Origin of the sequence: Microbacterium timonense (assembly GCF_900292075.1) — a bacterium.
Lineage (GTDB): Bacteria > Actinomycetota > Actinomycetes > Actinomycetales > Microbacteriaceae > Microbacterium > Microbacterium timonense.
Map to the genome: position 1 here is coordinate 886,389 of NZ_OLMV01000001.1, position 24,228 is coordinate 910,616.

At 72.2% G+C, this 24,228-nt stretch carries 18 protein-coding genes; 9 read left to right on the plus strand and 9 right to left on the minus strand.

The annotated features are described in order from the left end of the window. Window positions 1-588: 588 nt before the first annotated feature. Together C9992_RS04290 and nudC are read right to left on the minus strand one after the other, a co-directional pair. A complete protein-coding gene (locus C9992_RS04290; RefSeq protein WP_106814303.1) occupies window positions 589-2,361 on the minus strand; it encodes an ATP-dependent helicase in 1,773 nt (590 codons plus the stop codon). Further along, window positions 2,358-3,272, minus strand: coding sequence for an NAD(+) diphosphatase (nudC, locus tag C9992_RS04295; protein ID WP_106814304.1), 915 nt, complete (start codon window positions 3,270-3,272; stop codon window positions 2,358-2,360). Before nudC ends, C9992_RS04290 begins: the two co-directional genes overlap by 4 nt. A gap of 77 nt (window positions 3,273-3,349) precedes the next feature. On the opposite strand from nudC, the gene C9992_RS04300 reads away from it, so the two are divergent. Beyond that, window positions 3,350-4,633 carry a phosphotransferase gene (locus tag C9992_RS04300; RefSeq protein WP_106814305.1) on the plus strand — a complete coding sequence of 428 codons (1,284 nt, stop codon included), beginning with the start codon at window positions 3,350-3,352 and terminating at the stop codon, window positions 4,631-4,633. Between the two features lie 23 nt (window positions 4,634-4,656). On the opposite strand, the gene C9992_RS04305 is transcribed toward C9992_RS04300, so the two are convergent. Then, window positions 4,657-8,007, minus strand: coding sequence for an ATP-dependent DNA helicase (locus C9992_RS04305; RefSeq protein ID WP_235007971.1), 3,351 nt, complete (start codon window positions 8,005-8,007; stop codon window positions 4,657-4,659). Further along, complete coding sequence (locus tag C9992_RS04310; RefSeq protein WP_235007973.1) at window positions 8,004-11,231, minus strand: ATP-dependent helicase; 3,228 nt, start codon at window positions 11,229-11,231, stop codon at window positions 8,004-8,006. The genes C9992_RS04305 and C9992_RS04310 overlap by 4 nt, the downstream gene beginning before the upstream one ends. A 156-nt stretch (window positions 11,232-11,387) precedes the next feature. Here C9992_RS04310 and C9992_RS04315 point away from each other — a divergent pair, with 156 nt between their 5' ends. Beyond that, window positions 11,388-11,612, plus strand: a complete 225-nt coding sequence (locus C9992_RS04315) for a DUF3107 domain-containing protein (protein ID WP_045296833.1) — start codon at window positions 11,388-11,390, stop codon at window positions 11,610-11,612. A 13-nt stretch (window positions 11,613-11,625) separates the two neighbouring features. Continuing rightward, on the plus strand, window positions 11,626-11,916 hold the full coding sequence (locus C9992_RS04320; protein ID WP_106814306.1) for a hypothetical protein: 291 nt from the start codon (window positions 11,626-11,628) through the stop codon (window positions 11,914-11,916). Between the two features lie 9 nt (window positions 11,917-11,925). Here the strand turns inward: C9992_RS04320 and C9992_RS04325 are convergent, their stop codons facing one another. Further along, window positions 11,926-12,639 (minus strand): ferritin-like fold-containing protein, encoded by a 714-nt coding sequence (locus C9992_RS04325; protein WP_106814307.1) that lies wholly within the window; start codon window positions 12,637-12,639, stop codon window positions 11,926-11,928. 209 nt (window positions 12,640-12,848) lie between these two features. Here C9992_RS04325 and C9992_RS04330 point away from each other — a divergent pair, with 209 nt between their 5' ends. Both C9992_RS04330 and C9992_RS04335 read left to right on the plus strand, forming a co-directional pair. Further along, a complete protein-coding gene (locus C9992_RS04330; protein ID WP_106814308.1) occupies window positions 12,849-14,369 on the plus strand; it encodes a DEAD/DEAH box helicase in 1,521 nt (506 codons plus the stop codon). 119 nt (window positions 14,370-14,488) lie between these two features. After that, window positions 14,489-14,905, plus strand: a complete 417-nt coding sequence (locus C9992_RS04335) for an SHOCT domain-containing protein (protein WP_106814635.1) — start codon at window positions 14,489-14,491, stop codon at window positions 14,903-14,905. Window positions 14,906-14,959: 54 nt separating this feature from the next. On the opposite strand, the gene C9992_RS04340 is transcribed toward C9992_RS04335, so the two are convergent. After that, window positions 14,960-15,823 (minus strand): PHP domain-containing protein, encoded by an 864-nt coding sequence (locus tag C9992_RS04340; protein WP_106814309.1) that lies wholly within the window; start codon window positions 15,821-15,823, stop codon window positions 14,960-14,962. Window positions 15,824-15,907: 84 nt separating this feature from the next. On the opposite strand from C9992_RS04340, the gene C9992_RS04345 reads away from it, so the two are divergent. The 3 genes from C9992_RS04345 to C9992_RS04355 all read left to right on the plus strand — a co-directional run bounded on the left by C9992_RS04345 (window position 15,908) and on the right by C9992_RS04355 (window position 20,292). Beyond that, window positions 15,908-16,930: an endonuclease/exonuclease/phosphatase family protein gene (locus C9992_RS04345; protein ID WP_106814310.1), complete on the plus strand. Its 1,023-nt coding sequence runs from the start codon at window positions 15,908-15,910 to the stop codon at window positions 16,928-16,930. Between the two features lie 38 nt (window positions 16,931-16,968). Continuing rightward, window positions 16,969-18,396, plus strand: coding sequence for an aminopeptidase P family protein (locus tag C9992_RS04350; RefSeq protein ID WP_106814311.1), 1,428 nt, complete (start codon window positions 16,969-16,971; stop codon window positions 18,394-18,396). 156 nt (window positions 18,397-18,552) lie between these two features. Continuing rightward, on the plus strand, window positions 18,553-20,292 hold the full coding sequence (locus C9992_RS04355; RefSeq protein ID WP_106814636.1) for a gamma-glutamyltransferase family protein: 1,740 nt from the start codon (window positions 18,553-18,555) through the stop codon (window positions 20,290-20,292). Window positions 20,293-20,316: 24 nt separating this feature from the next. On the opposite strand, the gene C9992_RS04360 is transcribed toward C9992_RS04355, so the two are convergent. Next, entirely contained in the window at window positions 20,317-21,468 is a 1,152-nt protein-coding gene (locus C9992_RS04360) for a citrate/2-methylcitrate synthase (protein ID WP_327316830.1), read from the minus strand. Between the two features lie 94 nt (window positions 21,469-21,562). On the opposite strand from C9992_RS04360, the gene C9992_RS04365 reads away from it, so the two are divergent. After that, complete coding sequence (locus C9992_RS04365; protein ID WP_235007975.1) at window positions 21,563-22,789, plus strand: citrate/2-methylcitrate synthase; 1,227 nt, start codon at window positions 21,563-21,565, stop codon at window positions 22,787-22,789. Here the strand turns inward: C9992_RS04365 and C9992_RS04370 are convergent. Beyond that, window positions 22,765-23,463, minus strand: coding sequence for an alpha/beta hydrolase family protein (locus tag C9992_RS04370; protein ID WP_235007977.1), 699 nt, complete (start codon window positions 23,461-23,463; stop codon window positions 22,765-22,767). The genes C9992_RS04365 and C9992_RS04370 overlap by 25 nt on opposite strands. Then, complete coding sequence (locus tag C9992_RS18315; protein WP_235007979.1) at window positions 23,460-24,218, minus strand: general stress protein; 759 nt, start codon at window positions 24,216-24,218, stop codon at window positions 23,460-23,462. Before C9992_RS18315 ends, C9992_RS04370 begins: the two co-directional genes overlap by 4 nt. Window positions 24,219-24,228 lie beyond the last annotated feature (10 nt).

A 24,228-nucleotide genomic window follows, 5' to 3' on the forward strand; every position in this document is an offset into this window, starting at 1 on the left:
TCGTCTGGGAGGACCCGCAGCCGTGGCACCTGAGGGTGATCCGCGAGCTCGAGCGCGGCATCCCCGACGGAGCATTCGTGCCGTTGTGCCAGGCGTTCGGGGCGCCGACGGCGGAGGACGCCACCCGGTTCCTCTCGCGCATGCGACGGGTGCTGGCGACCCAGGCCCCACCCCGTCGGCGCGTCGCGATCCAGGCGGCGTCCGACGTTCCCGACCTCCAGCGCGACGCTGTCGGTGAGGGACTGGCGGCCGCCGGGTTCGAGGTCGAAGCGCTGCACCGATACGACCCCGTCGGCACCGCATCCTCGAGCGAGGTCCTCGTCTTCGTCGTCCACCGGGTCGTCGCCCCCAGCGCGGTGGCGGCGCTGATGGCCGGTGACGTGGCGCACGTCCCGGTGATGCTCACCGGTTCGGGCGCCGACATCGGCCCGTTCGTGGCTCCCGGCCGCACGGCGTGCCTGTCGTGCGTGGCCGCACAGCGCCGCGACGAGGATCCCGCGTGGCCTGCGGTGGCGGCTCAGCTGATCGGACGTGCGGTGGACGCGGATCCCGCGGTGATGTGGGAGTCGGGCCTCGTGGCCGGGCGTCTCATCGCGGAGCGCGCGCGGATCCCCCACGGGTCGCGGACGCGTTCGGTGGCGCTGCGCGCCGGCTCCCTGCACCGGACCGTCCGCTCGCACCGCCCTCACGCAGAGTGCCGCTGCCGATCTCTCGGAGGAACCTCGACGGCTGCCGTTCCCGTACGCCCCGCGACCACGTCAGCGACAGGGTTCGCCCGGCCCGCGTGATGCCCACGTACGCCAGCCGCCGCTCCTCGTCGACCTGCTCGAATGTGGTGGCGTACGAGATGGGGAGCAGCCCCTCCGCCACCCCGATGAGGTGCACGTGGTCCCACTCGAGCCCCTTCGCGGCGTGCAGGGTGGCCAGCGTGACGGTGCGCAGTGCGGGCTCATCATGCGCCTTGGCGCGCGCGGTGAGTTCGTCGGTGAAGGAGCGCAGCGTCGTGCCGGGTGGGGCCTCCTGTGCCAGGCGCAGCAGCGCCGCGCGTGCCTCCCAGGCGTCGCGCAGTGCGCCACCGGCCTTCGGCGGTTCATCTGTCAGACCCCGGGAGCGGAGGATGTCGCGCACCGTGTCGACGAAGCCGCTCTCGATCGGGGCGACCGAGGCGGCGCGCAGCTCCATCACGGCCTGGCGCACCTCCGGCATGTCGAAGAAGCGGCGGCCGCCGAGGACGGTCGTGGCGACACCGGCGTCCGCCAGCGCGGCGACCACCTCCGCGGACTGGGCGTGCGCGCGGTACAGGACGGCGATGTGGCGAGGGTCGGCGCCCTCGGCGATCTGCTGCGCGATGCGCGTGGCGACCGCGCGCGCCTCGGCGCGATCGTCCTGGTAGGCGGTCACCGTCGGGATGACCGGTTCCGTTCGGTCATCGCGCACGGCCGCCTCCAGCCGGAGCGCGCCGGGTCGTCCGCGCATCAGCTCGTTCGCGACCTCGAGGATCGGCGCCTCCGACCGGTAGTTCGTCTCGAGCCTGATGACCCGGGCCCCCTCGTAGCGCCTCTCGAACTCCAGCAGGAACCGCGCGTCGGCACCGGCGAACGAGTAGATCGTCTGGCTGGCGTCGCCGACGACGCAGATGTCGCGCCGGTCGCCGAGCCACAGCTCAAGCAGCCGGTTCTGCAGCGGTGAGACATCCTGGAACTCGTCGACGGTGAAGTGCCGGTACTGCTCGCGAACGGCCTTGGCCACCTGCGGCTCGGCCTCGAGCATTCCCGCGCAGGCCAGCAGGACGTCTTCGAAGTCCAGCTGACGGCGCTCGTCCTTGAGCTTCTCGTACGCGTGCTGCAGCGCGACGACATGGTCCACGCCGAGCCTGCCCACCCCGGCAGGGCGTGCCGCGGCGTAGCCGTCGATGCTCAGCATCGACACCTTGCGCCATTCGATCTCGGAGGCGACATCGCGCAGTGTCGCGACATCCGGATCCAGGCCGATCCCGTCGGCGGCGTGCGCCAGCAGGCGCACCTTGTTGTCGACGATGCCGGGGGCGCTGTCGCCCGCCAGCGTCGGCCAGAAGAAGTTGAGCTGCGCGAGCGCGGCGGCGTGGAAGGTGCGCGCCGACACGCCGCCCACGCCCATGGCGCGCAGACGACCGCGCATCTCACCGGCCGCCTTCGTCGTGAAGGTCACCGCCATGACGCGTCCCGGCGAGTACGCGCCGGTCTCGACCCCGTGGGCGATGCGGTGCGTGATGACACGCGTCTTGCCCGTGCCCGCGCCGGCGAGCACGACGACCGGGCCGCGCAGCGCGGTCGCGGCCTCGAGCTGGCGCTCGTCCAGCCCGGCCAGGGCTCCGGCGCTCACGATCGCCCCGCGTGCCAGTCGGCGATGAGACGATGCGCGATCGACGCGGTCCCCGGCAGCACGACGTCGCCTTCGCCGGCGAGAGCGCGGCCGATCTCGTCGCGCGTGAACCACCGCACCGCGGCGATCTCCTCCCCGTCGGCGTGCGCCGCGTCATCGTCCACCGCAACGGCGAGGAACCCGAGCATGAGGGAGCGCGGGTACGGCCAGGCCTGCGACCCGCGGTACGACACGGTGCCGACCTCGACGCCCGACTCTTCGCGCACCTCGCGCCGCACCGCGGACTCGAGCGACTCGCCCGCCTCCACGAAGCCGGCGAAGCACGAGTAGCGCTCAGGTCCCCACAGTGCGTTCGAGCCCAGCAGCAGCAGGTCCGGATCGGACGCGCTGGTGATCGCCACGATCACGGCGGGATCGGTACGGGGAAAGTGCTGTCGTCCGCACGACGGGCACCGGCGGGACCATCCGGCTTCACCGAGCAGCGTCTGCGACCCGCAGGCGGGACAGAAGGGCGCGTCCAGCAGCCACCGGCCGAGACTCAGACCCGTCACGAAGGCGGCGCCGTCGTGCACCGACAGCGTTCCCCCCACGCGCCGCAGTCCCGCCCAGCCTGCGGGAGCCTCGAACAGATCGGTCTCCTGCGCCGGGAACACCGCTGCCAGCAGAGCCGAACGATCCTCGTCGCGACCGAGGAACGCCCACTGGCCGCCGTCGGGCACATCGTCCGGAGAGCGCCACAGCAGCGCGTCGGGCGCGGCGAGCGGCGCGGCGTCGCCGGCGATCACGAGAACACGCGTGGCGGCATCCGATCGGGCGGCGTCGATGAGCCCTGGGGTCAGCCGTTCCTCAGCCGCACGGTCCAGACCGGAGCGGGACGGCTGCGGGTGGCTCGTGCTGTCGGGCGCCGTCATCGAACATGCTCCGCTTCGTCGATCAGGGCCGGGCGTGGCGCGGGGACGGACGAGCGCGACCGACCTACCCTGGGCACATGGCACGCTCACCCCTCACTCTAGCCGCGTCCGTCACGTCGGCTCTTCCGCGGGTCGCGGTGGTCGGGGTCGGTGCCCTCACCGAGGGCGCGACCGGCCGGTACGACACGGCGGTGGCGGACCTCGACGACGGCCGGCGTGTCGTCGTCCGCGTTCCCGCGGACTCGTCGTCGGCGTCGGAGCTGGCCGCCGAAGTACGCGCACTGCGCGCGCTGACCCCGGGCGTACGCGGCCTTCTCCCGTTCCGTGCTCCCGAGCTCCTCGGAGAGGCGGGACTGGGTGACAGCCGTGTCGTCGTGGTCGATTTCCTCCCCGGCTATCGGGTCGACGCGGCGCATCTGCCTCCCGGTCGGGGGGCTGCGACCTCGCTGGGCGCGGCCCTGGCGGCCCTTCATGCGCTTCCCCACTCGATCGTGCGCGCCGAGGGACTCCCGGCGCGCACGCCGCAGCAGGTGCGGGCCGACATCACGCGCCTGATCGATCGAGCGGTGGCCACCCGGCGCCTGCCCGTCACCCTCGCCGGCCGCTGGCAGCGGGCGGTGGATGCCGATGAGCTGTGGCAGTTCGAGTCCGCGGTGGTGCTCGGCGGAGCCGGCGCGGCATCGTTCCTGTTCGAAGATCTCCACGGCGTGCCCACGGTGACCGGGCTGCTGGATTGGCACGGACTCTCGGTCGGAGACCCGGCGACCGACCTGCAGTGGCTGGCGTCGGCACCCGACGCCGCCGACGACGTGTACGCCGCGTATGTGGCCGACAGCGGTCGCGCCCCCGACGCGCGGGTGCGCGACCGGGCTCGCCTGTACGCGGAGCTCGAGTTCGCCAAGTGGCTGGTGCACGGGCATGACTCCGACCGCGACGATATCGTCGCCGATGCCGTCGAGCTCCTGGAGTCGCTTGCCGCCGGCGTGGCGGGCGATGAGATCGTCTCACCGTCGGCGGTCGACGTCGACGACGCGATCGCCCTTCTGGAGCGCATGCCGGGGGCGCCGGCACCGGCGACCGACACGTCGATGCAGACCGACGCATACGATCCGGGCGAGCTGGCGCAATGGCTGACGGGTGAGATCGACCTCTCCCCCTCACCGGAGCCGGACGTCGCCCCGGCGGAGGCCGCAGACGCCGCGCCGACGGCGGCCGCGGACGACGTGTCGACGGCTCCCATCCGGTTGCCCGGCGCGCCGGTCGACGCGGAGGACGCGGAAGCCTCGCATGACGGGTCGGATGCCGCGGCCGAGGCCGAACGTGCCTCCGAGGCCGCTCTGCGTCGCTGGCTCGCGGACTGAACGACGAGCGGACGCCGGGCCGCTCAGCCTCTCAGGATGACATCCTCGGCGACGTAGTACAGGGCGACGTCGATCTCTTCCCGCGGCACGCCGTGCTTGGCGTGATAGGCCTCGCGGTACAGCTCGAGCTGCAGCATCCGCTCCTCCTTCTCAGCGGGAGTGCGAGGCGCCACGCCGGTCTTCCAGTCGACGATCTCGATGCGTCCGCCGCGATCGTCGCGACGGTAGACGGCGTCGAGCTTGCAGATGACGATGTGCGGGAGCCCGTCAGGGCCCGTGGTCGTGAAGTCGATCTCGGTCTCGACCTCGATGGGTCGAAGCGACGCCCACTCCGAGCGGAGGAACCGCTCGCGCAGCGAAGCCAGCGCCGCCGCGTCTTCGACCGACGACGTCGTTCCGGGTGCGTCGTCGTCCAGCTCCCACAGCGCGTCGTCGAGCGATCCGCCGAGTCCGGGTCGACCCGACCGCTGCTCCACCCACGCATGGAACAGGGTTCCCAGCCGTGTCTGGCGGAACGGGCGCTCGGGCAGCGGCCGTGCGATGCGTGCCAGCGTGCCCTCGAGATCCGCGGCGTACTCCTTGTAGCGCGACGCCGCGATGCGCGTGGGCGCGGTGCGGACGGGCCGAGCGCGTCTGGCGTCTCGTTCTGCCAGCAGCAGGACTGCCTGCGGGTCGAGCGCCGCCCTCGGCCCTTCGAGAGCGGCCTGGACTGCTGCGGCGGCGGTCTGGACGGCTTCCCGCCGCGCGCCGAGCGGGTCGATGGGCCACTGCAGGACCCGCCGCTCGCCCTCATACGGGTTGTCGCCCGCTTCGTCGTCGGAGAGGGCGACGCCCAACGCCTGTGCGATCTCGGTGAAGAACGTGCCGCGCGCCCGCGGCCTCTTGGTGCCGGACCAGGTGGCGCCCGTCAGCAGCAGGTGTTCCCGCGCACGGGTGACCGCGACGTACGCCAGGCGGCGGTCCTCTTCGAGCTGCCGCGCGCGGTTGGCTTCGACGAACGCCTCGATCGCCTCTTTCAGCTCCTGCTGCGTCTGCGCGGACTGCCAGGCGAGGGCGGGGAGCCAGGCGGAATCGCCGCGGAACGCGTACGGCAGGACGCCGAACCCCAGCCACGCCTTCGTGTCGCGGGGCGCGCTGGGCAGCTCGTCCTTCACCATGCGCACCACCGCGACCGCGTCCCACTCCAGCCCCTTCGAGCCGTGGATGGTCAGCAGCTGCACCACGTCGTCTTCCGGCGGCTCCGTGCGCGGGGCGAACTCGTCGAGCTGCTCGGCGTGATCCAGCCAGGCCAGAAGGCTCGACAGCGATCCCGTCTCGTCCGCCGCCAGGAACGCGTGGACCTCGTCCACGAAGGCGCGCAGCTGCGCCGAGGCGATGCGAGCCGGACCGCGCGACTCGTTCGCTGCGAGCTCGACGTCCAGCCGCAGTTCGAGTTCGATGAGGCGCACGAGCTCGGGGATCGGCATCCCGACCGCCTGACGAAGACCGGCGAAGACGGCGGCAGCGTCGCGCAGGCGTTCCCGGGCCTCGGGCGTGAACCCGGCGAGCCATCCGTGACCGGGCTGCTGCCGCAGCACGAAGTCGAGAGCGTCGACGAGGGAGCCGTCGTCATCGCCCGCGCTGCCCCGGATCCGCTCGACGACGTCGGGTGCCAGCGGCTGCAAGGCCGCGTCGTGTCGTGCCAAGCGGCGGGCGAGGGCGGCCAGCTCGCGCAGGTCGGGAAGGCCGATCCCCCACCGCGGGCCGGACAGCAGGCGGATGAGGGCCGAGCCCGCCGACGGGTCGCTGATCACTCGGAGCGCGCACACCACATCGACCACTTCGGGGGTGGACAGCAGGCCGCCGAGGCCGAGGATGCGGTGGGGAATGCCGCGCCGTCCGAGGGCGTCGCCGAATCGGACCATGTGCTTCTTGCTGCGGAACAGGATGGCGCCGGTCGTGCTCCGGCCGTTCTTCGCGCGCTCAGCGCGCACACGCTGGAACCATGCGGCGACGCGGTCGGCCTCGCTGTCGAGATCGGGATCGAACCCGAGCTCGACCTCGCCGTCGGGCGCGCCGGGACGTGCACGGAGCTCCTGCACGCGAACCTGCGTCGACCCCGCCAGCGGCGCGAGCACCGCGTTGGCGGCGGTGAGCACCGTCGAGCTGTTGCGCCAGCTCGTCAGCAGGGCGTACTGCCGGCACTCCCCCTGCCCGGCGAAGGCGGCCGCGAAGCCTCCCAGGTTGCCGGCGCTCGCGCCGCGCCACCCGTAGATCGCCTGATGCGGGTCGCCCACGGCCATCACGGCGCCGCCCGCGAACAGTGCAGCCAGGAGGTCGGTCTGCACGACGGACGTGTCCTGGTATTCGTCCAGCAGCACGACACGGTACCGATCCCGCAGCTCCTCCGCGACGGCGTGGTGGCTGGCGACCACTTCGAGCGCGCCCGCCACCTGGTCGGAGAAGTCGATCACGCCCAGTCGCCGCTTCTCGGCGGCGTACTCGCGCGCCAGGTCGGCCAGAAGCGACAGGGCGCCGACCTTCTCGACGGCTTCGGCGACGTCGGCGTACACCGTGGTGCGGCGGTTGGTGGACGGAAGCTCCTGCACGCTCCGGAACCGCTCCGGGAACGCGGCGAGCTCATCGAAGTCCACGAGGTTGTCCACGCCGTCCCGTGCGATGCGCAGCGCGGCATCGACGATGGTGCGCACCGCCTCACCCCGCAGCTCGAGCCGCGGGTCGTCCGAGGCGAAGACCACTCGGCGCATGAGCAGCCAGGCGGCCGACTCCGACAGGACCGCCGCCTCGGCATCCCTGCCGATCCGCACCGCGTGCTCGCGCACGATCTGGTCGGCGAAGCTGTTGTACGTCGCCACGGTGGGCCTGTGCAGCAGTGCGTCGTCGCCGACCTCCTGTGCGACGGCCCCGACCGATCGCGCCAGCGCCTCGAGCAGCCGGTGCCGTTCGGCTCCCGCACGCGAGCCGTCGAGTCCGGATCGCTCGAGCTCGCCGAAGGCGTCGAGGCGCCCGTCGGCCGCGAGCGCCGGCAGTGCGGGCAGCAACCCGCTCCGCTCGAACTCGGCCAGGCGTGCCAGCCGCCTCTGGATGCGCTCGGCGAGCTCGCCGGCAGCCTTGCGCGTGAAGGTGAGACCGAGCACCTCGTCGCGCCGGACCAGTCCGTTGGCCACCAGCCACACCACCCGCGCGGACATCGTCTCCGTCTTGCCGCTCCCGGCGCCGGCCACGACGAGCGTGGGAGCCAGCGGCGCCTCGATCACAGCGACCTGCTCGTCGGTGGGCGGGAACTGCCCGAGCGCAGCCGCGATCACCCGCGCCGACAGTCGCGCGTCGGCCGGGTGCTGCGTTCCGTCGGCGAGTGGCTCGATGAGCGTCACGAGGCGCTCACCGCCCCGACGGTGTGGATGCGGCACAAGCCATAGGCATGCTCGTCGCGGCAGTGCTCCTCGTACGGCGCGGTGAACGTCTCACCGCGCATGACCCGCACCGCGGCGCGAATGCGGGCGAGGAAGGCCTCGCGACGCTCGTCGTCGAAGGGCGGCTGCCACGGGGTGACGTAGTCGGCCTTCGACGCGGTCGGCCGCAGCACGAGAAGCTTCGCACCGCCCGGCGCGTGGCCGTTCGCGGCCGGGATGGCACCGGACTCGAAGGCGAGCTGATACGCGGCCAGCTGCGGGTTGTCGAGCACCTTCGCGTCGGTCTGCGGCTCCCGCTTGCCCGTCTTCAGGTCCATGATCACGACCGATCCGTCGGGTGCCAGCTCCACCCGGTCGATGTACCCGGAGAGCACCACGCCATGCTCGGAGCTGCCTCCCGCACCGTCGTCGGGATCGAGGGCGATCGGCACCTCGAAGTGCGGCTCGGCGCCGATGAGGGTGCCGCCGGCGTCTTCGAACCGGCGGAGGTAGAGATGCAGGCGACGCACGAGATCTCGAGCCCGCGCCTGCTCCGCGCGGTCCCGCCAGGCCGCTTCGAAGCTCAGCTCGCCCCAGCGCGACTCCACCTCGGCCCACAGTGCCGCCTCGTCGTGTCCGGCCGCGTGCTCGAGCGCCGCATGGATGATCGTGCCCAGGCCGGCGGTCGTTCCCCCGGGATCGCCCCCGAGGTCGCCGATGACCCAGTTCAGCTCGCATTCCTCCAACGCGTGCAGGCGCGACGGCGATACGCGCACGTCTTCGCGGGTCAGGTCCCGCAAGGGGCCCACCGACGTCGGGGGCAGCACCCCGTACCACTGGCTCGGTGCCGCACCCGGCACGCCCGCGTCGGCCAGCAGTGCGAGCTGCTGGGCCGCACGCTGCGCGGCCGCCGGAAGCGGTGCCCCCTCGCCCACCGCGGACCCTCCGCCCTGCCCGGCGGAACCGGCCGCCTCCGCCCGCGCGGCGGACCGGGTGGCGAGCGTCAGCGTGCGGCGATGACGGGCGACGAGGCCGCGGAGCGACACCGGGTGGTCCAGCTCGAACGGGTCGGGATCGGGGAGCATCTCGAACAAGACGCTCGGACCGGTGTCGTCGTCGTCCACGGCCGTGACGATGGTCTGCGCCGTCGCCCGGGAGAGGGCGCGCACGAGCAGGCGCAGCTCGTCGTGCATGGCGGCGCGACGGCGGTCGTACGCGCCCGCAGCCGCGTCGTCGGCCCGGGTCGCGGCATCCGCGAGGCGCCAGGTGTCGAGAAGGCTTCCGCGCAGCCGGGTGTTGGGCCACACGCCCTCTTGCACCCCCGCCACGATGACCGTGTCGAACTCCAGCCCGAGCGCACCGGCCGGCGTGAGCACGCGCACCGCGTCGTCGGGCGCGGGTGCGTCGAGACGGTCTTCGGCCACACCGCTGTCCAGAAGCGAACGCACGAACACACGCGGGTCGGCGTCCAGCGAGCGCTCGACGAAGCGCTTGGCCGCCTGGAACAGCGCGACCAGGGCGTCCAGGTCACGCCCCGCCTGCTCGGCGAGCGGACCGTTGCCGCGGGCGAGCTCGGACCACACCGGCTCCAGGCCGCTGCGATCCCACGCGGTCCACAGCAGCTCATGCGCTGTGGCGCCGCGTTCGAGCTCGCCGCGCAGCACGTCCAGGGTGCGGGCCAACGACGCGGCACGCCTTGCTTCCCGCGTGTCGATCAGGTCGAACTCGAGCGGCTGTCGCATGGCGGAGAGCACGAGATCGCGGCCCGACCGCTCCGAGATCGCGTCGTCGGCGGGTTCGCCCTCGACGACACGGCGCAGCTCGGCGTGCCGCAGCGCGGAGCGCAGACGTCGCAGCTCGATGACATCCAGACGCCCGTATGTGCCGACCAGTGCGGCCGACACGTCGTCGAAGGTCCACTCGTCGCGCGCGGCGAGCTCGATCAGGCGCAGCAGGTCGGCCACCGGCCGCAGCGTGCCGAGCGCGCGTCCGGGCCCGCTGGCCCGCGCCGGCACCTCACGGGCCGACAGCTCTGTCTCGAGGGCGGAGACCTGCCGCGTGTCGTGCGCGATGACCGCGCACCTCCCCCACGCCACTCCGTCGTGCACGTGGCGCTCCCGGAGCAGTCGCGCCACGGCGTCGAACTCCTCGGCGGGCGATCGCAGGGTCAGCACGCGCACAGACGCGTCGGGCTCTGCACCGCGACCCGACCCCCGGTGCGAGACGACCCCGACGGCGCCGATGCGCTGCGTCACCCGCGCGACGAGCTCCTGCTGCCAGGCCGTGCCGCGATGCGGTCGGGACAGGGTGTGGATGGAGCCCAGCGAAGACGCCAGCCGCGCGAAGTTCTCGGGTGTCGCCCCGCGGAAGGAGCCGGAACCGACGTCGGGATCGCCGAACGCGAGCACCGCCGCCCCCCGTGCGCGCAGCGCCTCGAGCAGCTCGACACCCCCGAGGGTGAGCTCCTGCGCATCGTCGACGAGCACGACGCGCACCCGGTCGGCGACGGGGCTGCCCGCGGGCGCGGTGCGCAAGATGCCGACCGCCTCGCGGACGAGGCCGGCCGCGTCCCGGTGCGCTCCGCGCATGCCGTCGCGCACCTGGAGGTACTCCGAGAAGAACGAGGAGAGCGCGATCCACGCCGGCAGCTCCCACCGTTCACCGAGCTCGCGCAGCCGGCGCGGCTCGATGCCGAGCGTGGTGCACTCGGCGAGGAAGGTGCGCACCTCGGTGCGGAAGCCGGCCGTGCCGCGGATCGCCGCGCTCAGCCAATCCGGCCAACGGGTGGTGCCGGCCGCCTCGTCCTCTTCGTCGCCCTCGAGCAGGTCGCGGATGATCTGGTCCTCGTCGCCGCCGGTGAGCAGCTGCGGCGGTTCGGCGTCGACGGCCACGGCGTGCGCGCGGACGACCTGGAAGGCGTAGGAGGCCACCGACCGCGCCAGTGGACCGGTCGTGGCCACCCGCACGGCCAGCCCCAGCCGGTCGCGCAATGCCGTCGCGGTCTGGCGCGACGGCGTGAGCACCATGATCGCGTCGGCGTCCACTCCTTCGCTGACCAGCCACGCGACCCGCGAGACCAACGTGGCCGTCTTGCCGGTGCCGGGAGCGCCCACCACGACTCCGGAGGCGTCGACCGGGAGCGTCAGGACCGCGTGCTGATCGGCGTCGAGCACCGTCGTCGCGTCGTGCAGGGTCCCCGAGGTCACGCTTCGACGCTAGCGCGTGGGACCGACATCGGCCGTTCGCCCAGAGCGTTCCGCGGGCGGACGGATGCCCCGTCGCGGTGTCGTAGAGTTGCCATGCGCCCGGGGAGCCCGCACCCTTCGAACGGCAACCGTCGCCCCGCGCAGGAGGTCAGTCACGTGGAGATCCGCATCGGCATCGCGAACACCGGCCGCGAGCTCAACTTCGAGACGAACGAGCCGGCGGCCGACGTCAAGAAGTCCGTCGCCGCGGCGCTGGACGCCGGCGCGACGCACGTCACGTTCGCCGACGCGAAGGGCAACTCGTACATCGTGCCCACCGCGGGCCTGGCGTACATCGAGCTCGGCTCGGAGGAGTCGCGCCGCGTCGGATTCGTCGCCTGAGCGGAGCCACGGCGTGCAGATCCTTCTCGCCTTCATCCTCGGCGCGGTCATCGGCGTCGGCATCCACTTCCAACTGCATCAGCGCCTGACGCGCGGCGTGGTGCTCGCACCGATGGTCGGCGCCGTGTCGGCAGGTGCGGCGTGGACCATCCTGACGTGGCTGGGCGTCGGCATCGACACGCCGTGGCCCTGGCTGGCCGCCCTCGTCGTGCCGATCGTCGTGACGTATCCCGTCGTCATCGTCGTCTCGCGCGTGCGTGTGGCTCATGACGCCCGGGAGAAGGCGCGCCTCGGCATCGGCTGAACCGGACCGTCAGGCGGCCAGACCCATCGCGTCCATCCGGCGTGAGTGCGCGGCCATCAGCTCGGTGAAGACCGGTTCCACCTTCTCCTGATCGGCCCGTCCGCGATCGCCCGGCCGCAGGGCGGCTCGGGCGATGAGCAGCGTGTCGCCGACCAGTCGCCGTCCCCACAGCGCCAGCAGCGATCGCCACTCCGAGTCGGCGGCGATCGCCTGGGAGATCAGCTCCACGATCGCCTGGCGGTCGGAGTCGGCCAGCAGGATCCGCGCGACCCGGTCCCCCGTCTCGCCGTAGCTGGCCGACAGGGCGAGGTAGAAGTCGTCCAGCATGCCGGCGGTGATGTGCACCGACAGCAGCGTCTCCTGGGGACGCACGCCGTGCGTGGCGGCACGGAAGGCGTCCAGCGGCTCGCGGAAGGGGCGCATGACCTCGGTCGGATCGTCGCCGCGCTCCCGGATGAGGGCGACGAGCGCCTCGTGCTTGGTCAGCGCCGCGCCGGCGGCACGGGAGACCGCCTCCTTCTCGGACAGCTCGGGAATGGTCTGGATCAGCTCGGTGAGAGTCTCGAAGAACCCGAGCTGCAGGTACGCGGCCTGTCCGAGGAAGGTGTCGATGTCGGGAGCGAGCTCCTCGAAGTCGACGCGGTGGGCACCGCTGAGCTCGTCCCGCGAGCGGAGCTGCAGCCTGCGCCCCGTGTCACGCCGCTGCCAGAACCACTTCACCATGCACGAAAGCCTACGAGGCGTGCGCCGAAGTGTCCGTGCGCGCAACCTCCGGTATCTTGGGTGTCGGCCCCGGCGTCGGATCGGGGCGCCCGCGCCTGAGGGAGAGAAGGGCGTGGATCGCACTTCCGCCCGCGCACGGGCCCTCCCGGGCTCGGCACGCGCCCGGGCATGAACCCAGGCAGCATCCCACTGCCGGACAGGCACACATCGTGACGACCTTCGCCGAACTCGGCGTCGATCAGGACATCGTCGACACCCTCTCGGCTCGCGGCATCACCGACGCGTTCCCGATTCAGGAGCAGACCATTCCCCTCGGCCTTCCCGGCCAGGACATCATCGGACAGGCCAAGACGGGCACCGGCAAGACCTTCGGCTTCGGCATCCCCGTGGTCCAGCGCCTCGGCGCCGATCCGGCACCCGGCGTCAAGGCGCTCATCGTCGTGCCTACCCGCGAGCTGGCGGTGCAGGTGTACGAGGACATGGACATGCTCACCTCGAACCGCTCGACCAGCGTCGTGGCGATCTACGGCGGCAAGGCGTACGAGGGCCAGATCGACCAGCTCAAGGCCGGTGCGCAGATCGTCGTGGGCACCCCCGGCCGCCTCATCGACCTGAACAACCAGCGATTGCTGGACCTGTCGAACGCGACCGAGGTCGTGCTGGACGAAGCCGACAAGATGCTCGACCTGGGCTTCCTGCCCGACATCGAGAAGATCTTCTCGAAGGTCCCGGCGGTCCGTCACACGCAGCTGTTCTCCGCGACCATGCCGGGCCCGATCGTCGCACTCGCCCGCCGGTTCATGTCGAACCCGATCCACATCCGCGCCAGCGACCCCGACGAGGGTCTCACCCAGGCGAACATCCGCCACCTGGTCTATCGCGCGCACTCGCTGGACAAGGACGAGATCATCGCGCGCATCCTGCAGGCCGAGGGCCGCGGCAAGACGGTCATCTTCACCCGCACGAAGCGTGCCGCGCAGAAGCTCGTCGACGAGCTCAACGATCGCGGCTTCAACGCCGGCGCCGTCCACGGAGACATGAGCCAGGAGGCGCGTGAGCGCTCGATGGCCGGCTTCAAGGCGGGCAAGAAGGACGTGCTGATCGCGACCGACGTCGCCGCGCGCGGCATCGACGTCGACGACGTCACCCACGTCATCAACCACACGATCCCCGACGACGAGAAGACCTACCTGCACCGCGCCGGCCGCACCGGCCGCGCCGGCAAGACGGGTATCGCGGTCACCTTCGTCGACTGGGAGGACCTGCACAAGTGGGCGCTCATCAACCGCGCCCTCGAGTTCGGTCAGCCCGAGCCGGTCGAGACGTACTCGTCCAGCCCGCACCTGTACAGCGACCTCGACATCCCGGAGGGAACGCGGGGCCGCATCGCCACAGCACCCAAGACGCAGGCGGTGCGCGTGCAGCCCGCTCGGGCGACGGATGCCGCGGCAGAAGCCGAGGCCGGCGCTCCGGCTCCCAGCAAGCGCCGCAGGCGGCGCCGTTCCGGGTCGTCCGCCGAGCGCGTCGGCTCCAGCTTCCAGGCCGACACCGCCGAAACCAAGGCGTCCGAGTCCGCCAGGACGGCGACCGGCGAGCGCGACGTCGAGGGCGCGGGTACGCACGACGGCGGAGGCAAGGAGCACCACGACGGGCGCACGGCGCCGCGTCGTCGCCGCCGGCGCCGCAGCGGAGGCTCCGGCACGCCGGGCGGCGTGGCCGCCGGCGCCTGACGACACGCGGGGAAGATCGCGCCACCGCGTAGCGTCGATCAGCGCTATCGTGAGCGCAGGCGGCGGGCTTCGCCGTCCCCTCGCATCATGAAAGGCCGATCGTGCACTTCATCGACGTCATGAACACCGGCTACCAATATCAGGGCTTCTGGGGCTCGTTCTGGGACATCATCTGGTGGTTCCTGTGGGCTTTCGTCTTCGTCGCCTACCTCTTCGCGCTCTTCGCGGTCATCGGCGACCTGTTCCGTGACCACACGCTCAACGGCTGGTGGAAGGCGGTGTGGATCATCTTCCTGATCTTCGTCCCCTTCCTCACGCTGCTGATCTACCTCATCGCGCGGGGCCGCGGCATGGCCGAGCGCAGCGCGAAGGAGGCCAAGCAGCTGCAGCAGGCTCAGGACGCGTACATCAAGTCGGTCGCGGGCTCCTCGTCCGCCAGCGCCGCCGACGAGATCGCCAAGGCCAAGGCCCTGCTCGACGCCGGCACCATCACGCAGGCGGAGTACGACGCGCTGAAGGCCAAGGCACTGGGCTGACCCACGTCGCCGGGACCCCCGGCGTCACCTCACGAGGACGCGCCCTCGTCCACCTCACGGGTAGACGGGGGCGCTTCCCGTTCCCAGGGCGATGATGCGGGAGACCATGTCGTCGCGTGTGGTGTTCTCGCCCGGCTGATTGGGCTTTCCCAGCCCGTGGTAGTCGCTGGAGCCGGTGATGATGAGGTCGCGCTCCGCGCACAGGCGTCGCAGGGTGCCGAGGGCGGGTTCGCGGTTCTCGCGATGGCCGAGCTCGAACCCGGCCAATCCGGCATCCAGCATGCGCTCCAGCAGACGTCGCGGGAGCAGGCCGGCGCGTCCGGCGGGGTGGGCGATCACGGGGACTCCCCCGGCACCCGCGACGAGACCGACCGCCGTGACGGGGTCGGGTGCGTAGAGGGCGACGTAGTAGTCGCCGCCGGGATTGAGGATGCCGGCGAACGCCTCGGCGCGATCGCGCACCAGTCCCCGGGCCACCAGGGCGTCGGCGATGTGCGGCCGCCCGACGGTCGCCCCGTCGGTGGTCTGAGCGAGGATGTCGTCCCAGACGAGGTCGTAGTCGCGCGAGATGCGATCGGCCATCAGCCGCGCGCGGTCGAGCCGCGACGAGCGGATCCGCGCCGTCTCGGCGCGCAGCGCGGGTTCGTCGGGATCGGGAAGGTACGCCAGCACATGAACGCTGCGCCACTCGTGGCGCGCCGACAGCTCCATCCCGGGCACGAACGTCATGCCGAGGGACGTCGCCGCCTCTGCGGCCTCGGCCCAGCCCGACGTGGTGTCGTGATCGGTGAGCGCTGCCGTCCTCACGCCATGCCGGTGCGCGGCCGCCATCACCTCGGCGGGCGACTGGGTGCCGTCGGAGTTCGCGGAATGCAGATGCAGATCGCTCGGCCCCTCGAAGCGCTGCGGTCCCGGCATCCTCCGAGCGTATCGCGGGCGTCCCGCCGGCGACGGCCCGGGCTGCTGACGGATCTCCCAGCCTGCTCGCATAGAGTCTGGGACGTGCTTCGCCTGCTCGGGATCCTCGTCACCGTGCTGTGCGCGATCGCGGCGGCCGTGCTGACCTTTCCCGGTTTCTTCCGGGTCGAGCGGTTCTTTCCGATCGCACAGATCATCTCGTTCCGCGGCGTGCTGGCGCTCGCGTTCGCCGCGGCCGCACTGCTGCTGCTGCTCCTGTCGATCGCCCGGCCGATCCGTGCCTTCGCCCTCGCGCTGGCGGTGGTCGCCGGTGTCGCTGCCGTCGCCAACATCGCGGTCCTCTCGGCCCGCGGCGGCCTGGGCACCGACCCGCTTCCGGCCAAGACCGACTCCAGCATCCGCGTGATGACATGGAACACGGCGGGGCCGGCGACCTCGCCCGAGACCATCGCGAAGATCGCGGTGGCGATGGATGCCGACATCGTCGCCCTTCCCGAGACCACGATCGAGACCGGGGCTGCGGTCGCCGTCGCCATGCGCGATCTCGGCCACCGCATGTGGGCGCACCATGCCGAAGACCCGTCGACGGAGTGGGACGCCGGCTCGACGACTCTCCTCATCTCACCCGAGCTCGGCGACTACGCGGTGATCGAGTCGTCGCTGGACGGAACGAGCAACACCTCGACCGTTCCGAGCGCCGTGGCGATGCCCGTCTCGGGAGACGGTCCGATCGTGGTGGCGGCCCACGCGGTCGCGCCCCGCCCGAGCTACATGCAGAGCTGGCGCGACGACCTGCAGTGGCTGTCCGATCAGTGCGGAGACGGCAACGTGATCATGGCCGGCGATTTCAACGCCACCGTCGACCACATGACCGGTCTCGGCATCGACGGCGGCACGCTCGGACACTGCAGCGACGCCGCCGTCGAGACCGGCAACGGTGCCCTCGGCACATGGTCTGCCCAGTACCCGGCGATCCTCGGGGCGCCCATCGACCACGTCATGGCGACGAAGCAGTGGCGCGCGACGGGGTCGCTGGTGCTGCGGGCGCTGGACGACTCGGGCTCGGACCACCGCCCGCTCATCGTGCAGTACGAGCCGGCCGGCTGAGCCTGCCCGCGGGCGCCGGCCCGTGCGAGACTGGACGCATGAGCAGCGCAGCCAGCGAGGCGTCCGAAGGCACCACGAGCACCACCGAGACGCCGACGTCGACCAGCACCAACCGACGCCAGCCGTTCGGGCAGGGATTCCTCGACACCATCTCGACCGGGTGGGCGCAGCGGCCCGAATCGACGCCCCCGGCGCGGGCGCAGGCGCCCTTCGCCGCTGCGCGGCGCGAGGCGGTGTCGGCCGCGTTCCCCGGCCGGCGGCTGGTGATCCCGGCGGGCGAACTCAAGCAGCGCAGCAACGACACCGATTACCCCTTCCGGGCGCACTCCGCCTTCTCGCACCTGACCGGGTGGGCGGCCGATTCCGAGCCCGGAGCGGTGCTGGTCTTCGAGCCGCGCAGCGAAGGCGGTCACGACATCACGCTCTATTTCCGCGAGCGCGCCGACCGCACCACCAGTGAGTTCTACTCGGACGCCTCGATCGGCGAGTTCTGGATCGGTCCACGCCCCGCTCTGGCCGGCGTGGCGGCCGATCTGGGCCTGGCCACCGCTCACGTGGACGAGTTCGAGGCTCGCGACGGCGATCTGGTGCTCGACGAGGACGAAGAGCTGACGCGGTTCGTCTCGGAACTGCGCCTCATCAAGGACGCCTACGAGATCGGACAGATGGAGCTGGCGGTCCAGGTGACGGCGGACGGCTTCGACGACATCGTCGCCGATCTGCCGGCCATCATCGAGCACCCCCGCGGCGAGCGCGTCGTCGAGGGCGTGTTCCACCGCCGGGCGCGCAGCGACGGGAACGCGGTGGGCTACGACACGATCGCCGCCTCCGGGCCGCACGCGTGCTACCTGCACTGGACGCGCAACGACGGCGCAGTCGTGCCCGGCGACCTCATCCTCATCGACGCGGGCGTCGAGGTCGACAGCCTCTACACCGCCGACATCACGCGCACGCTCCCGGTGAGCGGCCGCTTCACCGATGTGCAGCGCAAGGTGTACGAGACGGTCCGCGAGGCGGCCGATGCCGCGTTCGCCGCCGCCAAGCCAGGGGTGCGGTTCCGCTCGATCCATGAGGCGGCCATGCAGGTGATCGCCGCGCGGGTGGCCGAGTGGGGCCTGCTGCCGGTGAGCGCCGAAGAGGCACTGGATGCCGACCGCGGCGGCCAGCATCGCCGCTACATGGTGCACGGCACGAGCCACCACCTCGGCATCGACGTGCACGACTGCGCACAGGCTCGCCGGGACATGTACTACGACGGCATCCTCGAACCCGGCATGGTGTTCACGATCGAACCGGGCCTGTACTTCCAGATCGACGATCTGACCGTTCCCGAGGAGTACCGCGGGATCGGGGTGCGCATCGAGGACGACATCCTGATGACAGCGGACGGGCCCGTCAACCTGTCCGCCGCGATCCCCCGTACCGCCGACGAGGTCGAGGCCTGGATCGCCCGCGGCGGCCGCTGACCCGCCCTCATTGGGGCCCCCCCCGGATACTGAGCCCCCACCTCGCGTTGAGCCCCCACCCCGGATATTGAGCCCCCACCCCGGATATTGAGCTTGTCGAAATACACGCCTCCCCCGTCGTTCACGACGCGTCCGACCCTGACGGGCACGTTCGGCATGTCCGCATCCACGCACTGGACCGCGACCGCGACCGCCCAGGCGGTTCTCGAGCGCGGGGGCAACGCGTTCGACGCCGCCGTGGCGGCGGCGTTCGTGCTGCACATCGTCGAGCCGCATCTCAACGGTCCCGGCGGCGACCTCGTGGGGATCTTCCAGACCGCCGACGCCGCCACCCCGACCGTCCTCATGGGGCAGGGACCCGCACCGGCCGGCGCGACCATCGAGCACTACCGCGGCGAGGGCCTGGATCTGGTTCCCGGCGCCGGAGGGCTCGCCGCCGCCGTACCGGGCGCGGTCGACGCGTGGCTCCTGCTGCTGCGCGATCACGGCACATGGGAGCTGACCGACGTGCTGGCGTACGCGATCGGCTACGCGCGCGACGGGCACCCGCTCGTCGCCGGCGCGGCGGTGACGATCGCGCGCGTGGCGGAGCTCTTCCGCGACGAGTGGACGAGTTCGGCGGCACTGTGGATGCCCGAGGGCGCTCCCCCGCCGGCCGGCACGCTGATGCGCAACCCCGCCTACGCCGACGTGCTGGACTCCCTCGTCCACGCCTCCTGCACGGTGCGCGACGACGGGCCGGTCGGGCGCGCGGCGCGCATCGACGCCGCGCGGCGGGAGTGGAAGACGGGCGCGGTGGCGCACGAGGCGTCCGCCTTCCTCGCCGAACCCCACCGCCACTCGCACGGCGGCTCGCACCGCGCCGTGATCGCACCCGACGACTTCGCCTCGTTCGACGCCGGCTACGAGCCGGCGCTGACGCGCGAGTTCCGCGGGCGGACGATCGCGAAGGCGGGCGCCTGGACGCAAGGTCCGGCCCTCCTGCAGACGCTCGGCCTGCTCGAGCCCCTCGCCGACGAACTCCTCGACCCGTCGCAGGAAGCCGGTGCCCACACGATCCTCGAGGCGCAGAAGCTCGCGCTCGCAGATCGAGACGGCTGGTTCGGCGACGACGACGTCGACCTCGAGTCGCTGCTGTCGCCGGACTATCTCGAGCAGCGCCGGTCCCTCATCGCCGAGACGGCGTCACGCGAGTTCCGCCCGGGATCTCCCGGCGGTCGGGCGCCGTTGCTGCCGCCGTTGCGGACTGTCTACAGCGCGCAGTCCGTGGCCACCGGCGAGCCGACCGTCGCCAAGAACGGCGAGACCCGGGGCGACACGTGCCACCTCGATGTGATCGACCGATGGGGCAACATCGTCTCGGCCACCCCGTCGGGCGGGTGGCTGCAATCCTCACCGGCGATCCCCGCCCTGGGCTTCTGCCTCGGCACGCGACTGCAGATGACGTGGCTCGAGCCCGGCCGGCCATCGTCGCTGGTACCGGGCCGGCGCCCGCGCACCACCCTCACCCCGACCCTGGTGCTCCGCGACGGCATGCCCGAGTTCGCGATCGGGTCGCCGGGCGGCGACCAGCAGGACCAGTGGCAGTTGCTGGCGCTGCTGCGGATCATCGTGGGCGGCTACTCGCCGCAGCAGGCGATCGATGCGCCCGCACTGCACACCACCGCGATGCCGGAGTCGTTCTGGCCTCGCACCTGGACCCCGGCGGGGGCGGTCGTCGAGGACCGTCTCGGCGACGCCGTCATCTCCGGACTCGAGCGTCGCGGTCACGCCGTCACCCGCGCCGGCGACTGGGCGCTGGGACGGGTCTCGGCGGTCGGGAAGGATGCTGCGACCGGCGTGCTGTGGGGCGCGGCGAACCCTCGAGGAATGCAGGGATACGCCGCGGGCCGCTGACCGGCGGGCTGGGGCGTACAGCGGTCACGCCGCGACGGTCCGGACCGACGGCCCGACGTAGCGCGCGGACGGCCTGATGATCTTGGGATCCCGTGCCTGCTCGAGGATATGGGCGGTCCAGCCGATCGTGCGGGCGATCGCGAACGTCGGCGTGAACATCGACCGCGGCAGCCCGCACTGCTCCATCACCAGCGCCGCCCAGAATTCCACATTCGCGTGCAGGTCGCGCCCCGGCTTCGCTTCGGCGAGCAGGCGCTCGGCGGTCTCCTCGAACCGCAGCGCCAACTGGACGCGTGCTCCCCCGCGACGCAGGGCGACCCGCTTCAGCAGCTCGGCGCGCGGGTCGGCCGTCCGGTACACCGCGTGGCCGAAGCCCATCAGCCGCCGCCCCGCCGCCAGCTCCTCGCGAATCCACGGTTCCACCCGGTCCGCCGTGCCGACGGCGTCGAGACCATCCAGCGCACGCGAGGGCGCGCCCCCGTGCAGCGGACCGGTCAGCGCCCCGAGCGCGCCGGCCAGACAGGACGCGGCGTCCGCCCCCGTCGAAGCGATCACACGCGCCGTGAAGGTCGAGGCATTGAAACCGTGGTCCATCACCGCGATGAGGTACGCCGTCAGGGCGCGTTCCGTGTCGTCGTCGGGGACGATGCCGGTCACCTGATGGAGGTAGCAGGCGACGACGCCCCGGTCTGTCAGCAGTGGCAGCGGTCGCTCACCGCGAGCGCACCGCCACAGCGCGCCCACGAGCGCCGGCGTGGCGGCCGCGAGGGTGATGGCGTCGTCGAGCCGCTGCTCGTCGTCGAGGTCGTAGAGGGGGCGCAGGGCGAGCCGCGCACCGAGCAGCGGCCACGCCGCGGCCAGGCCGGGCAGCACCTCGGGCGTGACCCGAGCGACCGCGTCGACGACGGCATCGATGTCGGATCGCCGCCCCTCGGCGGCGTGCTGCAGCCGTCGTCGGAACGGCGGTCGTGAGGCATCCGTCGCCGGCTCTCCGGTCACCAGCAGCTGCCATGCGTCCTCGAACGACACCGTCTCGGCCAGCTCTATCGCCGAGCGATCGCGGTACTGGTAGAAGCCTTCCGCGCCGCGGACGTCGCTGACGGCGGTATCGGCGACCACCACACCGGCAAGTCCTCGGGCGGCAGTGGGCACGGCGGTCGAGGCCGTTGTCATCATGGTGTCTCCCTTCACCGACACGGGCGCGATGGTCAACGGGCCTCGTGTCGCCTGCTTGTCCGATGCGCCCGCTACACTCAGCGTGAATCTTGATGTGAGATTCGTCAATCTTGATCGGATCAACATGGCGGCCGACCTTCCTCGCTTGACGGCGGTGCAGGCGGCCGCGCGTCTGGGCGTCAAGCCCGAGTCCCTCTACGCGTATGTGTCGCGGGGACTCCTCACGCGCGAACGCGACGCGGCGGGCTCGTGGTTCGACCCTCTCGAGGTCGAGGCGTTCGCGCGTCGGCGTCGCCGGCAGCCCGACGCGCCGTCGCGGGGGCCGGTGGGAACACCGCTGATGGTGCTGGACACCTCCCTCGCGCACGTCGACGACGACGAGCTCTACTATCGTGAGCGGCCGGTCGCGCGCCTCGCGCGCGAGCACAGCTTCGAGGAGGTCCTCTCGTGGCTCTGGGACGTCCGGACCGTCGCCGCCTGCGACCCGGGCGACGTGCGCGTCGCCCGGGCCGCGATGACCGCCCTCGGCCCGTCGGCCGATCTCCTGGACCGCCTCGCCGTCGGCATCACGGCGCTGGCGGCCACCGACCCGCTCCGCCACGACCCGTCGCCCACCCAGCTTCCCCGCATCGGCTCACGCCTGGTGACGGGGCTGCCCGCGGCGCTGACCGACCGCGACCCGCGCGGCGTCGCCGAGAACCTGTGGCACGCTCTGACGTCGCAGCACCACCCGGACGGGGTGCGACTGCTCGACGCCGCCCTCGTCCTCACCGTCGACCACGATCTGGCCGTCTCCACGCTCGCGGCGCGCGTGGCCGCCTCGGCCAGGGCGTCCGGATACGCCGTCGTCTCCGCCGCCCTCGGCGCCTTCGACGCGCCGCTGCACGGGACGGCCAGCCGGGCGGCCGCCGCCATGCTCCGCACGGTCGTCGCCGGCGACTCGCCCGCTGCCGCGATGGCCCGCGCGATCCGGGACGGCGGTCGCGGCATCCCGGGATTCGGCCAGTCGATGTACGCGGGCGGTGACATGCGAGCCCGGGTGCTCCTCGACATGCTCCGAGAGGCGCCGGCGGGCGCCGACATCATCGCGGCGGCCGATGCGGTCAGTGACGAGGTGGCCCGGCGTGCCGGGATTCGCCCGAACCTCGATCTCGCCCTCGGAGCGCTCACGCTATGGTCGGGCATGCCCGACGACGCCGGCGCGGTGATCTTCGCGATCGGGCGCATCGGCGGCTGGATCGGCCACGCGATCGAGGAGTACGACGAGCGGCCGATGCGGCTGCGGCCGCGCGGACGCTACGTCGGGCCGCCCGCGGGCTGACCCCGGCGAAGCCATTCCGCCACGAGCGGCGCCAGCTCGGCACCGACCTCGGCAGGCGCCCGCCTCGTTCCCTTGACCTCGAAGGAGTGCCCGCCGCCCGGGATCCATGCGATCTCGGCGGTGCGGCACGACGCGACCGCGTCTTCGAGCTGCCCGTGCGGTTCGGAGAAGGGGTCGTTGGTGCCGGTCACGAACAGCTGGGGCTGCGGCACGTCGGGCAGATGGGAGACGCGGGCCTTGTCGGGACGACCCGGCGGATGCAGCGGGTAGCCGAGGTAGACGAGGCCGTGCGGATCGATGGCGTGTTCGGCGGCCGCCATCGAAGCCATGCGGCCGCCGTAGGACTTCCCGATGGCGAACACCGGCGCGCCGGCGGCCGCGCGCGAGAGCTCGTCGTGCACAGCTCGCCAGGTGGCGACCGCATGAGCCGCGGGTCCCGGCATCCGTCTGCCGGCCTCGACGTACGGGAAGTTGAATCGCAGCGCGGCGACGCCCTCGCGCGACAGCGCGTCGGCGAAACCGAGGAGGAACGGATGCCGGAACCCTGCGCCCGCGCCGTGCGCGATGGCGGCGAAGGCCCATGGCGAGGACGGCGCGATCAGCTCCGCCGAGACATCTGCCTTTCCGCCGGGCAGGGCCACGGTGATCCGCGAGGACGAGGCGGCGAGCGTCACGGGCGGTCGCCGTCGTCGGTCCCGGCGTTCTCCCGCGGACCGGCGGACGGCGAAGACGGCTCGGAGTGCGGGACTTGCCCGTGATCGGCTGGCGTGTCGGGCGATGCCGCACCTGCCGGACCCGACGGCGCCGTCCCATCGGGCTCGGGCGACGTACCCGGCACCGAGTCGGATGCCGGCGCCGGGTCGGATGCCGGCGCCAGCCGCTCGCCGTACTTCGGCGGCTCACTCAGGTCGTCCGGGACCTGCTCGGCCGGCCGGACCGGCGGCGGAGGGGCCGACGCCGCTTGCGGGCCCAGGATCTGCCGGGCACGACCGAGGCTGTTGTCGGTCACCGTGACCTCGTAATGGTCGGCGACGACCTGCATGACCGAGGCGTAGTCGCGGCGACGGCGCACGAACGAGTACGCGACGATGCTCATGAGCATTCCGATCGCGATGCCCACGAACAGCACCCCCACGAACGCCTGGATCGGCACGGACGGCGACCCGATCACCAGGATCGCCGAGAACAGCAGGCCCAGCAGCAGGCCGTTCACCGCCCCTGATCGGGCGGCCGATGCGTAGCCGAGCCGCCCGGTGACCCGCTCGATCGAGCGGAGACCCTGCCCGACGATGGCGATGTCGCGGGCGGGGACGTCCGCGGCGATCAGGGATGACACCGCCTTCTGCGCCGCCTCGTACGTGGGGAAGCTCGCCACCGTCTGACCGACCGCGTCCGAGCCCTGCGGGGAGCGCCCTCCCATCATGGTCATCTCCCCATCC